The sequence below is a fragment of the Pelorhabdus rhamnosifermentans genome, from assembly GCF_018835585.1.
GTDB lineage: Bacteria > Bacillota > Negativicutes > UMGS1260 > UMGS1260 > Pelorhabdus > Pelorhabdus rhamnosifermentans.
In genome coordinates this window covers 14,597-27,672 of record NZ_JAHGVE010000039.1, presented here as the reverse complement: position 1 = coordinate 27,672, position 13,076 = coordinate 14,597, and the positions used below count along the sequence as shown (strand labels likewise).

At 41.6% G+C, this 13,076-nt stretch carries 13 protein-coding genes and 2 pseudogenes; 14 read left to right on the top strand and 1 reads right to left on the bottom strand.

The window, feature by feature from the left end; genetic code table 11:
- The 6 genes and pseudogenes from Ga0466249_RS24185 to Ga0466249_RS24160 form a co-directional block, all read left to right on the top strand.
- Positions 1-375, top strand: a pseudogene (locus tag Ga0466249_RS24185) (pyridine nucleotide-disulfide oxidoreductase); the annotation flags it as partial.
- Positions 372-749: a DUF1667 domain-containing protein gene (locus tag Ga0466249_RS24180; protein WP_215832065.1), complete on the top strand. Its 378-nt coding sequence runs from the start codon at positions 372-374 to the stop codon at positions 747-749. The pseudogene Ga0466249_RS24185 and the gene Ga0466249_RS24180, both read left to right, overlap by 4 nt.
- Positions 750-910: 161 nt before the next feature.
- A complete protein-coding gene (locus Ga0466249_RS24175; protein ID WP_215832064.1) occupies positions 911-1,522 on the top strand; it encodes a DedA family protein in 612 nt (203 codons plus the stop codon).
- A gap of 101 nt (positions 1,523-1,623) precedes the next feature.
- Positions 1,624-2,415: an arsenite methyltransferase gene (arsM, locus tag Ga0466249_RS24170; protein WP_215832063.1), complete on the top strand. Its 792-nt coding sequence runs from the start codon at positions 1,624-1,626 to the stop codon at positions 2,413-2,415.
- Positions 2,416-2,458: 43 nt separating this feature from the next.
- Entirely contained in the window at positions 2,459-2,926 is a 468-nt protein-coding gene (locus Ga0466249_RS24165; RefSeq protein ID WP_215832062.1) for an acyl-CoA thioesterase, read from the top strand.
- Between the two features lie 178 nt (positions 2,927-3,104).
- Positions 3,105-3,560 (top strand): annotated as a pseudogene (locus tag Ga0466249_RS24160) (PhzF family phenazine biosynthesis isomerase); the annotation flags it as partial.
- 108 nt (positions 3,561-3,668) lie between these two features.
- Here the strand turns inward: Ga0466249_RS24160 and Ga0466249_RS24155 are convergent.
- Positions 3,669-4,649: a site-specific integrase gene (locus Ga0466249_RS24155; protein WP_215832060.1), complete on the bottom strand. Its 981-nt coding sequence runs from the start codon at positions 4,647-4,649 to the stop codon at positions 3,669-3,671.
- A gap of 164 nt (positions 4,650-4,813) precedes the next feature.
- Here Ga0466249_RS24155 and Ga0466249_RS24150 point away from each other — a divergent pair, with 164 nt between their 5' ends.
- The 8 genes from Ga0466249_RS24150 to Ga0466249_RS24115 all read left to right on the top strand — a co-directional run bounded on the left by Ga0466249_RS24150 (position 4,814) and on the right by Ga0466249_RS24115 (position 13,071).
- Positions 4,814-6,163: an MATE family efflux transporter gene (locus tag Ga0466249_RS24150; RefSeq protein WP_215832059.1), complete on the top strand. Its 1,350-nt coding sequence runs from the start codon at positions 4,814-4,816 to the stop codon at positions 6,161-6,163.
- 299 nt (positions 6,164-6,462) lie between these two features.
- A complete protein-coding gene (locus Ga0466249_RS24145) occupies positions 6,463-7,254 on the top strand; it encodes a CoB--CoM heterodisulfide reductase iron-sulfur subunit B family protein (RefSeq protein ID WP_215832058.1) in 792 nt (263 codons plus the stop codon).
- Between the two features lie 18 nt (positions 7,255-7,272).
- A complete protein-coding gene (locus Ga0466249_RS24140; RefSeq protein ID WP_215832057.1) occupies positions 7,273-7,680 on the top strand; it encodes a 4Fe-4S dicluster domain-containing protein in 408 nt (135 codons plus the stop codon).
- A gap of 96 nt (positions 7,681-7,776) precedes the next feature.
- Positions 7,777-9,762 (top strand): CoB--CoM heterodisulfide reductase iron-sulfur subunit A family protein, encoded by a 1,986-nt coding sequence (locus Ga0466249_RS24135; RefSeq protein ID WP_215832056.1) that lies wholly within the window; start codon positions 7,777-7,779, stop codon positions 9,760-9,762.
- A complete protein-coding gene (locus Ga0466249_RS24130; RefSeq protein ID WP_215832055.1) occupies positions 9,753-10,217 on the top strand; it encodes a hydrogenase iron-sulfur subunit in 465 nt (154 codons plus the stop codon). Before Ga0466249_RS24135 ends, Ga0466249_RS24130 begins: the two co-directional genes overlap by 10 nt.
- Positions 10,205-11,188 carry a 4Fe-4S dicluster domain-containing protein gene (locus tag Ga0466249_RS24125; protein ID WP_215832054.1) on the top strand — a complete coding sequence of 328 codons (984 nt, stop codon included), beginning with the start codon at positions 10,205-10,207 and terminating at the stop codon, positions 11,186-11,188. Before Ga0466249_RS24130 ends, Ga0466249_RS24125 begins: the two co-directional genes overlap by 13 nt.
- Positions 11,189-12,229 carry a 4Fe-4S dicluster domain-containing protein gene (locus Ga0466249_RS24120; protein WP_215832053.1) on the top strand — a complete coding sequence of 347 codons (1,041 nt, stop codon included), beginning with the start codon at positions 11,189-11,191 and terminating at the stop codon, positions 12,227-12,229.
- A complete protein-coding gene (locus tag Ga0466249_RS24115) occupies positions 12,226-13,071 on the top strand; it encodes an FAD/NAD(P)-binding protein (protein ID WP_215832052.1) in 846 nt (281 codons plus the stop codon). The genes Ga0466249_RS24120 and Ga0466249_RS24115 overlap by 4 nt, the downstream gene beginning before the upstream one ends.
- Positions 13,072-13,076: the final 5 nt, after the last annotated feature.

Sequence of the window (13,076 nt, the reverse complement as noted above, 5' to 3'; positions counted from 1 at the left end):
GTCCATGACCTTGTAGACTTTGTATCTGAAGAAGGCGAAATAGCCGGTAAATCCGCTGCACTTTATGCACAAAATAAGCTTACTGCGAATTATCATTTTTTTGCAGTTCGACCCGGGCAGGGCCTGCGCACCATTGTACCGCAGCAAATTAGGGTAAGTGCAGAAAAAGAGCCTATTGAATTATTTATGCGCGTAAGAAAAACAGAAAAGCAGATAATATTGAATGTAAAAAGTGGCGCTGAACTACTTCTTACACGCAAAATGCTCATAGTTAAACCAGGTGAAATGATTGTTGTAAAGATTCCTATTGATAAATTGGCCGATATGAGAGAGGAAATCAATGTATCCCTCGAACAACAGGGGGCGAAAGTATGAACATGTCTGAACAGCGTGTAAGCTGTATTGTATGTCCCATGAGTTGTGAAGGAAAAGTAATTTTTGAAAGCGGACAGATTAAAGATATTGTTGGATTTACCTGCCAGCGTGGTATCAAATATGCGCGCAATGAAGTCACAGCACCGCAACGAATGCTCACAACTACTATTCGAATAACAGGTGGCACCTTACCGTTACTACCTGTTATATCCCAAACAGCTTTACCAAAAGAAAAAATCATTTCCTGTGCCCGTTGTTTATCAACAATTACAGTAGCGGCTCCTGTTCATGAAGGTGAAGTTGTTTATGCGAATATTTTAAATTCAGGAGTGGATATGGTAGCCACGCGTACCATTGCCGTGCAAGAAATATAAGAAATTTACGCTGTGACAATTATTTAGCATGCTTTTATTGTCTAAATCATATATAATAAAATTGTGCATCCGAAAGACTCTTGGCCATGCCGGGAGTCTTTTTATTTCGCAGTAAAATGGACAACCTATTTTCAATGATTACACTAAAGGGGGACTTTTTCATGGAACAATTGTTCCAATTTGTGACAAGCTATATCGAAGTATGGGGGTATCCGGCTATTTTAATTGGAATGGCCTTAGAAAGTGCCAATATTCCTATTCCTAGTGAACTCATTTTTGGTTTTGCAGGATATTTAGTATTTCGTGGTCAATTAGACTTTAACTTAGCCATCTTTTATGGCATACTGGGTGGTCTGCTTGGTTCAGCTGTATCTTACTATATTGGTTATTACGGCGGACCACGTTTTGTCTATAAATATGGAAAGTACGTATTATTATCAGAACGAAAAATTCGTCTGGCTCAGGATTGGTTTGATAAATACGGTTTGTTTGCTGTTTTTTTTGCCAGACTTTTACCTGTTGTACGGACATTTATTTCCCTTCCGGCTGGTTTTGCCAAAGTTAATTTTCCGAAGTTTATGCTCTATACCTTGCTTGGTTCTCTTCCCTGGACGATTGCTATTATTTATGCCGGTATGGTTTTGGGGGAAAATTGGCATATTTTACGTGACTATGGACATGAAGCAAGCCTCGTGACTGTGGCCATTATTTTTGGTATAGCCATCTATTATGTTCGTAAAAATCGGTCTAAACAGCAACGTGAACAAAATTAACTTTGTTTTACTCAATCTGCCGTCTGATTCTTAGGCGGCAGATTGAGCAGGAACATCGGTTCAGAAAGCTTAGCGTGAAAAGAATTGGAGTAGGAGGGTAAATGATGGATCGTGATGAAATACATAAAGAGATTCGTCAAAAATATGCTAAAGCGATTACAGTGAAAAAAAGTTTAGATAACAGTTTTGCCAGCATGATTACTGACGGTTTGTATACTCCTAATGAGGTGGCTTGTTTACCGACAGAAATGGTAAATACTTCGTTTGGATGTGGTAATCCTACATCACTAGCGCAATTGCATCCCGGTGAAATTGTACTGGATTTGGGTAGCGGTGCAGGGCTTGATGTTTTGTTGTCTGCTCGTCGAGTAGGGAAATATGGTAAAGTCTATGGACTGGATATGACAGAAGAGATGTTGGCTGAGGCAAATGCCAATAAAGCTAGGACGGGGATCACAAACGCCGAATTTTTAAAAGGTCATATTGAAGCCATTCCTTTGTCAGAAGCGGCTGTGGATGTTGTTATTTCTAACTGTGTGATTAACTTATCTGTTAATAAAGATCAGGTGTTCCGTGAAATTTATCGCGTTTTGAAACCAGGAGGACGGTTAGCTGTAGCTGATATTATTACTACCATGCCGCTACCCGACGGCATAAAGAAAAAGCTACTGGTTAGAATCGGCTGTTTGGCTGGCACACTTGTTGATGAAGAATATAAGGTAAAGTTAGTCCAAGCAGGGTTTGAAAATATCGGACTTGAAATCACCAGGACCTATGATGTAGCCAATTTATTAGCGAATCCTTTTATGCCTGACGCAATGAATGAGGAATATGCCAAATGGAATGGAGTATTGGTCAGCGCGTTTATTCGGGCTCAGAAGCCAGGTCGATAGAATATAAAAAAAGCCTTACTAGTAAAAAGAGGAGAGTGATCTTATGAAAAAATCTTCATCTGAGTCGAAGCTAGTCATTAGTCAAGTTATGATGCCAAGTCAGGCCAACGTTGCAGGAAATATTCACGGCGGTGAAATTATAAAATTGATGGATTCAACAGCCTATGCTGCAGCAAGAAGGTTTGCTCGTTCTAATGTTGTGACAGCGCGAGTAGATGAGCTGGAATTTCATCTGCCGATACTTATCGGTGATTTGGTTATTTGTACGGCACAAGTTGTCTATGCTGGAAGATCTTCAATGGAAGTAGCAGTGACTGTTGAGGTTGAAGATTTAGAATGCGAAGGACGGAACAAGGCTCTATCAGCATTTTTTACCATGGTATCCTTAGATAAAAAAGGAAGACCTAATATTTTACCAGAGCTCGTAATAGAAACTTCTGAAGAAGAAGCGGCGTTTGAAGAAGGAAAGAAAAGATATGAGGCTCACAAATTAAAAAGGACTTCCAAATAACCAAATATCCTATATGATCTCCTATCTTAGCTTGGGACGAGATAGGGGATCAAGTAGAGTTCATACATAGCATAATAGTTATGTACGGGCTTTTTTTATTTGAAATGATATAGAAAATTTTATTCGCAGGACAATGAATGGCAATATCGAAATGGGTTAGAAATGATTATCTGAAGAAGAAATGGATGAACGGTGCCCTATACAAATCGTATTGACTGGACACTCCAAAGTTATAATCGGTATTAAATCCATAAAAAAATTGAACACCATAACACCAGACCTGACACTATTAAAACAACTCAGTAAAAACATAAACTGCAATGGCTATTTTGTTTTCACCCTTGATTCAATCACTCCCGAAGTGCTGACTCATGGCAGGATGTTTGCACCTGCCATCGGCATTGCTGAAGATCCGGTCACAGGCAATGCAAATGGTCCTCTCGGTGCTTATCTTGTTAAGCATCAATTAGTGCAACATAATGGTGTAACTTTTAAATATAAAGGTGAACAAGGCTCAGCAATTGGGCGCAGCGGCATTATAGAAGTTCAAGTAGATATTGTTGGTGGTTCCCCTAGTCAAGTAAAAATTGGTGGACAAGCAGTGATTGTTTTTCAGACAGAAATTAGTCTATAAGAAGCTATCTAATAAAGAATATCAATTTGATACTCTTTATTAAAATTATCATAATAGGGCAGCATGCCAAGTCCAATATTTTGCTTAACCGGGGTTTCTGCTTTTTTATTAAAACATCTTGTTTAGGGCATTATTTTTAAATAAATTTCCCTGTTCGATATAACGGCGAACCATTTTTTCTGATTTATGGCGTGTTTGATGCATGATGGTTCTTTCATCTACATCATGTTGTGCCGCGCTTGTAGCAAATCCCCGCCTTAAACTATGACCAGCAAAATCTGCCGCATTGCGACCAGCAAGAGCGGCGTATTTTTTTACAATGAGAGCGACGGATTTATCTGTAAGCCGACGTGGTCGTAATTGTTTATATTTGTTTAGTGGTCGAAAAAGCGGACCTGCCGTCAGTTTCGCGGCATTCATCCAATGTTTTAAGGCTACAACGGCACACACTGTTGAATCGGGATTATAAGGAATGGCAACATATTCGCCTTGACCTTCTTGGTCGCCTTTGGAGTGATGCACTAAAATTATGACTCCGTCACGGGTAAAAGTGAGGTCTTCTACATCGATCTTGACTAATTCAGAACGACGGAAAGCCCCCATAAACCCTGTTAACACTAATGCTTTATCACGAATTCCAGCAATATCTAAAATATCAAAATGAGGTGTAATATCTTGTAAATCTTCCAGTAAAAGTGGCGCTTTTCCTCGTTGAATGGTGCCTTTTTCACGTTTAATCGCATCTAAGGCATTTCTGACAAGGCCTCTCCGACAGGGGTTGTTTTCTTCGAATCCAGCGGCCTTATGATTTTCTGAAATGGCGCTAAGGCGTCTCGAAACGGTATTGGCCTTGGCATTATCAGCTAAATCATTGATATAATTTACAATTGTTTCAGGTTCTGCTGGCAAAACCTTTAGACCAGCATGGTAGCACCATTCATAAAAATCCAGCCAATCGGCTTCATAAGCCTTTAGCGTATTGTCAGCTTTTGATTTTTTCAGCCTTTTTTTGCTTTTCTCAGTCAACTTATCATTTTCTTCAATAAACTTATTTTCGCGTAGTACAAAGTCTTTCGCAGCATGGCTCATATAACAGTAACACCTCACTTACTTACTCATACAAACAATTCCGCAAACACGCGTTTTTTTCCTTGTTGACTTAACGAAAAAAATTTAAAACAAGGAATTGAGCAAAATAGTGAAGAAATACGAAGAAAGAGCGAGCTATTTTTTAGAAACAGAGGTATCTTACTATGAATCAAACCTATACAATGAAGCAGAAGATTCGTCAACTATTCATTATTTTACTTCCCATTCTTATTACGCAAATTGCCTTATGTTCCATCGGCTTTTTTGACACCATGATGTCTGGTCATGCCAGTCAAAATGACTTAGCAGGTGTCGCCATTGGTGCCAATGTTTGGTTACCTATTTTTACTGGAATTAACGGTATATTAATAGCTGTTACACCGATTATAGCCCAACTAAATGGGGCTGGCCGTAATAAAGAAATGCCTTTTATTCTCATGCAAGGTGTTTATCTTGCATTGGCTTTAGCTGTGCTTGTTCTCATTGTTGGTGCGGTGACACTGCTGCCTGCCTTGGATTTGATGCAGCTAGAACCGGCTGTAAAAAATATTGCCTATGGCTTTTTAGGTGCCATAGCTTTCGGCATTATGCCGCTATTTGTCAGCACAACATTACGCAATTTTATTGATACGCTGGGTTATACGCGTATCACGATGGTTATTACTCTTTGTGCCTTGCCTATTAATGTAGTGTTTAATTATTTGCTCGTTTTTGGAAAATATGGGTTTCCCCGTCTCGGCGGAGTAGGGGCTGGGTATGCCTCGGCGATTACTTATTGGGTTATCGCTGCTATTTTGATTTGCGTGATCCACTTGCGAGCGCCTTTTCATGATTACGGCATATTTCGCACCTGTTATCAAATATCTTTGTCAGCCTGGAAGGAATTGCTCCAGATCGGCATTCCCATTGGTTTTGCCATTTTTTGCGAAACAAGTATCTTTGGCGTCGTAACCATCTTAGTTGCCAAATTCGGAACATTAACGATTGCTGCTCATCAGGCGGCAAGCAATTTTGCCGGAATGGTCTATATGCTTCCACTCAGTATGAGTATGGCTTTAACCATTGTTGTGGGATTTGAAGTAGGGGCGAAAAGACTGCACGATGCCAGGCAATATACCCATGTAGGTATCGGATTTTCGCTTATTGTGGCACTGGTCTGTGCGGCTGGGTTATGGCTAGGTAGTGAAAAAGTGGCTGCTTTGTATACAAATGATCGGAACATACTGCAACTGACAGAGCATTTTTTACTTTATGCCGCTTTTTTTCAACTGTTTGATGCCATTGCCGCACCCATTCAAGGTGTCCTGCGTGGCTACAAGGATGTAACCATTACCTTTGTCGTAGCCCTTGTCTCTTATTGGGTTATTGGACTTCCTATTGGCATTATTTTATCTCATTTTCCTGCTTGGGGAGCGTTTGGATACTGGGTGGGATTTATTGCTGGTTTGGCTTCGGGTGCCATTGCTTTGGCTGGACGACTGATTTGGATACAAACTAAGACGGCATCCTGTTAATGAAATACATTTTCCTGTTAGATACAAATGTCTTATGATTTGATAAATAATACTTATCAGCAAATTTCGATAAAACTATGTTTTTTTGCTTTATTTCCTGTTATAATTTTTAATGTAAACGTGCAAAATTTCACGAACCTTTTTTTTATCTATTTTCATTATTATGTAAGACCGACGCCACTCGATAGCATCATGCAATAAAATTTTAGATTTCGAGGGTAAATCAACAGGAATTCCTACATTTGTAAAATTGAGAGGAGGTCAGTCTAGACAGCTTTATTTTTTAGTCTAGACAAATTATGATGAAGTATAGTTACTATCCCGGTTGTACTTTGAAGACGAAGGCGCAAGAATTGGAAAAGTATGCCCTTGATTCTGCCAAAGTCTTAGGCATCGAGCTTGAAGAACAAGCTGACTGGCAGTGCTGTGGTGCCGTTTATCCACTTGCAACAGATGAAATGGCGACGAAATTATCGGCTGTGAGAAGTTTAGCAGCGGCGCAGCAAAAGGGTGAAAAACTGGTTACTTTATGTGCTGCTTGTCATCATGTCATCAAAAGAGTGAATGAAGACATGAGAAGTAATGAAAATGTCAGACAAAAAGTCAATAATTATCTGGAACTGTCTGAAGACTACCAGGGTCAAGGCGAAGTGCTGCACTATCTTGAAGTGATTCGTGATGAAGTAGGATTTGACAAACTCGCTCAACAAGTAAAAAATCCGCTGACAGGGCGAAAAATCGGTGCTTACTACGGTTGCCTGCTCCTTCGTCCAAGTAAAGTCATGCAGTTTGATGATCCGGAAAATCCCTCCATATTAGAAGACTTTATTCATGCCTTAGGTGCAACGCCGGTTCGTTATCCTTATCGGACGGAGTGTTGTGGCGGCTATCTTGCAGTCAATAAAAATAATCCCGTCTCTGAAATGACGAAAAATATTATCGAATCAGCTGTAAAACAAGCGGCTGAAGAAATTGTTACGGCCTGTCCGCTTTGTAAATATAATCTTGAAACAAGTAAGACAGAAATAAAAAGTAAGGTCAGCGTTCATTATTTTACTGAGTTACTGGCCGAAGCGTTAGGTGTTAAATAAGTGAAGGGGGGTAGCGTGGTGAGAGAAAAAATTGTTCCGACCAAACAAAAGCAAGTTTTAGAACAAATTCTTGAAATCAGTGGAGAACATATCCAAGATTGTATACAATGTGCAAAATGCTCTGCTGGTTGTCCGGCTACAAGCAATATGGATATCTTGCCGCATCAGGTCATCCGGTTATTGCAATGTGGGCAGATAGAGAAGATTGCAGCAAGCCAGACCATCTGGAATTGTGCTTCTTGTTTTACTTGTGCCGCCCGTTGTCCAAGAGAGATTGATCTGGCAAAATTAATGGAGGCTGTTCGTCTTACACTCATCAGATGTTCGGGTAACAGTTATTTAAAAACCGCTAGCGTGCCTGAAAAATTGGATGGCAAGATGCCGCAACAAGCCATTGTCAGCGGATTTCGTAAGTATAGCAAGTAATCACAAGAAAACGAGAATATCCCATCTTGGTAGTTTTTTTGTGAAAAAAATAACATTTCCTTAGTAAAGCAATCGTTATTTTAAGGAGGAATCAAATTGCATAAAATCGGAGTTTTTGTTTGCTGGTGCGGAACGAATATTGCCGGAACAGTCAACATCGATGAAGTTGTTAAAGCAGCCGCCGAAATACCCGGTGTTGTGGCGGCCCAAAACTATCAATACATGTGCAGCGAAGTGGGCCAGAAATTAGTGAAAAGTACTATTAAGGAACAAAGTCTCGATCGCGTTGTTATTGCATCCTGTTCGCCACGTATGCATGAGGCAACTTTCCGTAAAACAGCTCAAGCAGCTGGATTGAATCCTTTTCTAGTAGAAATCGCCAATATTCGGGAACAATGTTCGTGGGTGCATAAGAATAAAGAGGAAGGTACGAAAAAAGCCATTGCCCTCGTTCGCGCAGCCGTTGCCAAAGCTGCCGGCAACACGGAGCTCATACCAGGCGAAATCGGCGTAGAACACAGAGCTCTTGTCATCGGCGGCGGCATTGCCGGTATTCAGACGGCACTCGATATTGCAGATGCAGGCTACGAAGTCGATATTATTGAAAAAACCCCGAGTATTGGCGGTAAAATGTCGCAGATTGACAAGACCTTTCCAACACTAGATTGTTCGGCTTGTATTTTGACGCCTAAAATGGTTGATGCTTCTACGCATCCCAATATTACGCTTTATACGTATAGCGAAGTGGAAAAGGTGAGTGGTTATGTAGGAAATTTTGAAGTAACCATGAATCAAAAAGCCCGCAGCGTCAACATGGAAAAATGCAGCGGTTGCGGCATATGCAGTTCCAAATGCCCCTCAAGAACCACGAAAAGTGAATTTGATGAAGGACTAAGAAATCGCGGCGCTATTTATACTCCATTTCCTCAGGCCGTGCCCAATGTACCTGTCATTGACAGAGAACACTGTCTGAAATTCCAATCAGGAAAATGCGGCGTCTGTGAAAAAATCTGTCCGGCTGGCGCTATTGACTATACCCAGGAAGATACGAAAATAACGAAGAAATACGGCGCCATTGTTGTGGCCACAGGCTATGATATTATTAGTCTGGATAAATTCGGCGAGTATCAGTATGGTAGTCATCCTGACGTTATTACGTCGCTGGAATTTGAGCGTTTAACGAATGCAGCAGGTCCGACAGGCGGTAAATTTGTTCGGCCTTCCGACCATAAGAAGCCTAAAAAAGTAGTATTTGTTCAATGTGTAGGTTCACGCGACAAGTCTGAACGGGGCAAAAGTTACTGCTCAAAAATTTGCTGTATGTATACGGCGAAACACGCCATGCTGCTTGGTGACAAATATCCTGATATTGAAAGCTATGTATTTTATATTGATGTGCGTACGCCAGGTAAAAACTTTGATGAGTTCTATCGCAGGGCGGTGGAAGAATATGGCGTTCATTATATTAAAGGGATGGTCGGAAAAATTTTCCCTGAGGGCGATAAATTACTTGTACACGGTGTCGATGCTTTAACAGGCGAAACAATAAAAATTGATGCCGACCTTGTCGTACTTGCAGCGGCAACGCAGGCCAAACCAGATGCCGAGGCGCTCGGCAGAAAATTAGGTATTAGTACGGATATGAATAACTTTTTTACAGAGGCCCATCCCAAATTGCGTCCTGTTGAAACCCATTCAGCCGGAATTTATTTGGCTGGTGCTTGCCAGGGACCGAAAGATATTCCTGAAACAGTGGCTCAGGCCAGTGCGGCAGCAGCCAAAGCAATTGTTTTATTAAGTAAGGACAAGCTTGTTAATAATCCTTGTGTGTCTGAAGTCAATGAAAATCTCTGCAGCGGCTGTCTGGAATGCACCCATATTTGTCCTTACGATGCTATTTCTGCCAAAGAGCTTGAAATGAATGATCATGGCAAAATAACGAAGCGAACCGTAGCACATGTCAATGAGGCATTGTGTCAGGGTTGTGGAGGGTGTACTGTAACGTGCCGTCCGGGTGCTCTTGATCTCAAAGGCTTTACAAACAGACAGATTTTAGCGGAGGTAGATGCCATATGTCAGTAGAAGCAACAAAAGCTGTTAGCGAGATAAAAAGCGAATTTGCGCCGCTCATTGTGGCATTTTGCTGTAACTGGTGTAGTTATGCCGGCGCTGATCTTGCAGGAACAAGCCGACTCAATTATACAGCCAATGTACGAATTATTCGCGTGCCTTGTTCCTGCCGCGTCAATCCTTACTTTGTCTTGCGGGCCTTTCAGCGTGGTGCAGACGGTGTGGTTATTGCAGGTTGTCATCCGGGAGACTGCCATTATTCAACAGGTAATTATTTTACCAGACGCCGGTTTTCTGTTTTTACAAATTTACTGGAATACCTTGGTATTGAAAAAGATCGGTTTAAAGTGGATTGGATTTCAGCTGCTGAAGGAAATAAATTTGCCAGTGTGATGAATGAACTTTTAGAAAAAGTTCATCAATTGGGGCCAAATAGAAAGCTGAGGGATAGCAGATGGAAAAGATAGCTGCAAAAGTAAGGGAAGTTGCCAAACAGGCTCTTGCTAGTGGCGCCGTTACAAAGATTTTAGGCTGGGAAACAGGCGAATTCTGGTATGACGCGTCTCCTGTCTTTATTACAGATGAAAAAGCTGCTGACAGCTTAATCTGGGATGCTTTTTGTGTAACCAATCTCAGCAAATATCTCATCAAGGAATTGAAAACAACCCAAAAGATCGGCGTGTTTTTAAAAGGCTGTGACTCTCTGGCCTTTAACCAGCTATTAAAAGATCATCGCATTGATCAGGAACAAGTCGTTATTTATGGCTTACCTTGTCCAGGCATGATTGATCCTGAGAAGGTAAAAAAAGCCGGACTCCATCAAGGACTACTTAAAGTGAAACGCTCAGGTGATGAACTTACGTTTGTTACGGCGAACGGCGAAAAAAAGGTTTCAAGCCGTAGCTTTGATTACGACAAATGTTTGCGCTGTCGTTATCCCAATCCTGTCGTTTATCAAGAACTCATCGGCGAAGAAATTGTACGAGAAACATCTAATGAAGATCGGTTTGCTGATGTTTCGGCACTTGAAAACTTGTCTCCTGAAGAGCGGTATGATTACTGGACCAAACAATTTTCAAAATGTCTGCGCTGTAATGCCTGTCGCAATGTCTGTCCTGCCTGTAGCTGCGAAAAATGTGTCTTTGACAATGTCGCGGCAGGAATATCAGGTAAGGCTACTGTCGATAGTGAAGAACAGTTTTTTCATATTATCCGCGCCTACCATGTAGCGGGCCGTTGTGTTGACTGTGGCGAATGCAGCCGTGTCTGTCCTGTTGGAATTCCCCTTCACAAGCTGAACCATAAAATTATGAAAGATATGAATGAACTCTATGGCACATATGAGGCGGGTGTGGATGGGGCAGACAAATCACCGCTTGTGACGTATACGCTGGATGATACAGATCCTTTTGACGGACATAGACAGGGGGAGAAGTAAATGAAAAAGCTAGCGAAAAGCAAATTATTTGAAGTATGGTCCATCATTGCGAAAGAGCATGAATTGTTCGTACCTGTTGAGCAAGAGGGGGAAAGTGTCAATTTTTCCTTGTGGCAAGAAGGCGAGCACGTCAATTTAGATCACTTGAAAACCAATGTTTCCCCGAAACAGATCGTGTTCCCTCAAACAGAAACGTATTTAAAATTTAAGACAACAGGCAAAAAATTAAGTCTGGAGAATGTGGGGGGGAAGCAGGCGCCTTATGTACTGTTCGGCGTACGGCCTTGCGATGCCCAAAGCTTTGCTCTCATTGACAACGTTTTTTTAACTGAACCTGTTGATCGCTTCTATGAAGAAAGAAGAAACAAGGGCATTCTGGTTTCGCTGGCTTGTTCCAATCCGGAAGAAACTTGTTTTTGTCAGGCCTTTGGCATTACACCGGGAGAGGCACCCCAGGGAGTCGATGTGGCTACTTGGGATATGGGAACTTTTCTGTTATGGAAGCCGCAAACAGCCAAAGGAGAGTCACTGACTAATCAACTGAATGGTGTACTGGAAGAGGCTTTAGCACAAGACGAGCAAGACTGTCAAGAGTTACAGCAAGACATTCAACAGAAACTTAAGGACCTTCCGTTAGCTAAGATAGATCCAAAACAAATTACGGGCGATCTGAAAGAAATCTTTGACGCTAAAATCTGGGATGAATATAGCTCGCGCTGTTTAGGCTGCGGTTCTTGCACCTATGTTTGCCCGACTTGTCATTGTTATGATATTCGCGATTTTGATGGCGGCAAAGCAGGCGAACGTTTCCGTTGCTGGGATTCGTGTATGTTTTCGGAATTTACCCTTATGGCTCATGGCAATCCCCGTAAAACGCAAAAGGAAAAATTCCGGCAGCGTTTTATGCATAAACTGGTCTATTATCCAAACAACAATGAGGGCGTTTATGCCTGTGTAGGCTGTGGCAGATGTATGGATAAATGCCCAGTCAATATGAATATTGTCAAAGTCATCAAAAAATTAGGTGGTGAAAAAGCATGAGCTGCACGTGTAATAAAACTGCCGATCCTTTAATACCGGAAATTGCTGTTATCGAAGCGATTCGTCAAGATACAAATGATGTTACGACTTTTCGTGTTGTAAAACCAGCAGGTGGCAAGTGTTTTGATTTTATGCCTGGCCAATGCGCCATGCTGTCTGTTCCGCCTACAGGCGAAGCAATTTTTTCCATTACATCGTCGCCTACTGAGCAGAATTTTATGGAGTTCAGCATCAAAAGATGCGGTACAGTAACGGAATATCTTCATCAACTGGAAGTAGGCAGTGAGATCGGTATCCGCGGACCTTATGGCAACCATTTTCCTGTGGAAAGTGAGCTGAAAGGGAAGGACCTGCTATTTATAGCCGGTGGTATTGGTTTGGCTCCGCTCAGATCCGTCATTAATTACATCATGGATCATCGTGCTGATTATGGCAAAATTGATATCGTTTATGGTGCCCGCAGTCCGGAAGATCTCGTACACACCAAGGAAATTTTTGAAAACTGGCCGACCCGGCCGGATACAAACGTTCATTTGACAGTTGACAGACCTTTTGAAGGCTGGGATGGACACGTGGGTTTTGTACCCAATTATGTGAAAGAATTGGGCTTTCATACAAGTAAAGTGGCCTTGCTCTGCGGGCCGCCCATTATGATTAAATTTGTTTTACAGGGTTTGGAAGAGCTTGGCTTCAAAAAAGATCAAGTTTATACGACACTGGAATTAAAGATGAAATGCGGCGTAGGCAAGTGTGGTCGTTGCAATATTGGCAATAAATATGTCTGCAAAGACGGTCCTGTATTTCGTTGTGATGAACTGCAAGAACTGCCTGACGAATACTAATTTTG

Coding starts and splice junctions, on each gene's coding strand:
- arsM (WP_215832063.1), top strand. CDS start 1,624: ATGATGGATCGTGATGAAATACATAAAGAGATTCGTCAAAAATATGCT.
- Ga0466249_RS24120 (WP_215832053.1), top strand. CDS start 11,189: ATGAAAAAGCTAGCGAAAAGCAAATTATTTGAAGTATGGTCCATCATT.
- Ga0466249_RS24130 (WP_215832055.1), top strand. CDS start 9,753: ATGTCAGTAGAAGCAACAAAAGCTGTTAGCGAGATAAAAAGCGAATTT.
- Ga0466249_RS24165 (WP_215832062.1), top strand. CDS start 2,459: ATGAAAAAATCTTCATCTGAGTCGAAGCTAGTCATTAGTCAAGTTATG.
- Ga0466249_RS24150 (WP_215832059.1), top strand. CDS start 4,814: ATGAATCAAACCTATACAATGAAGCAGAAGATTCGTCAACTATTCATT.
- Ga0466249_RS24145 (WP_215832058.1), top strand. CDS start 6,463: ATGATGAAGTATAGTTACTATCCCGGTTGTACTTTGAAGACGAAGGCG.
- Ga0466249_RS24115 (WP_215832052.1), top strand. CDS start 12,226: ATGAGCTGCACGTGTAATAAAACTGCCGATCCTTTAATACCGGAAATT.
- Ga0466249_RS24180 (WP_215832065.1), top strand. CDS start 372: ATGAACATGTCTGAACAGCGTGTAAGCTGTATTGTATGTCCCATGAGT.
- Ga0466249_RS24125 (WP_215832054.1), top strand. CDS start 10,205: ATGGAAAAGATAGCTGCAAAAGTAAGGGAAGTTGCCAAACAGGCTCTT.
- Ga0466249_RS24175 (WP_215832064.1), top strand. CDS start 911: ATGGAACAATTGTTCCAATTTGTGACAAGCTATATCGAAGTATGGGGG.
- Ga0466249_RS24155 (WP_215832060.1), bottom strand. CDS start 4,649: ATGAGCCATGCTGCGAAAGACTTTGTACTACGCGAAAATAAGTTTATT.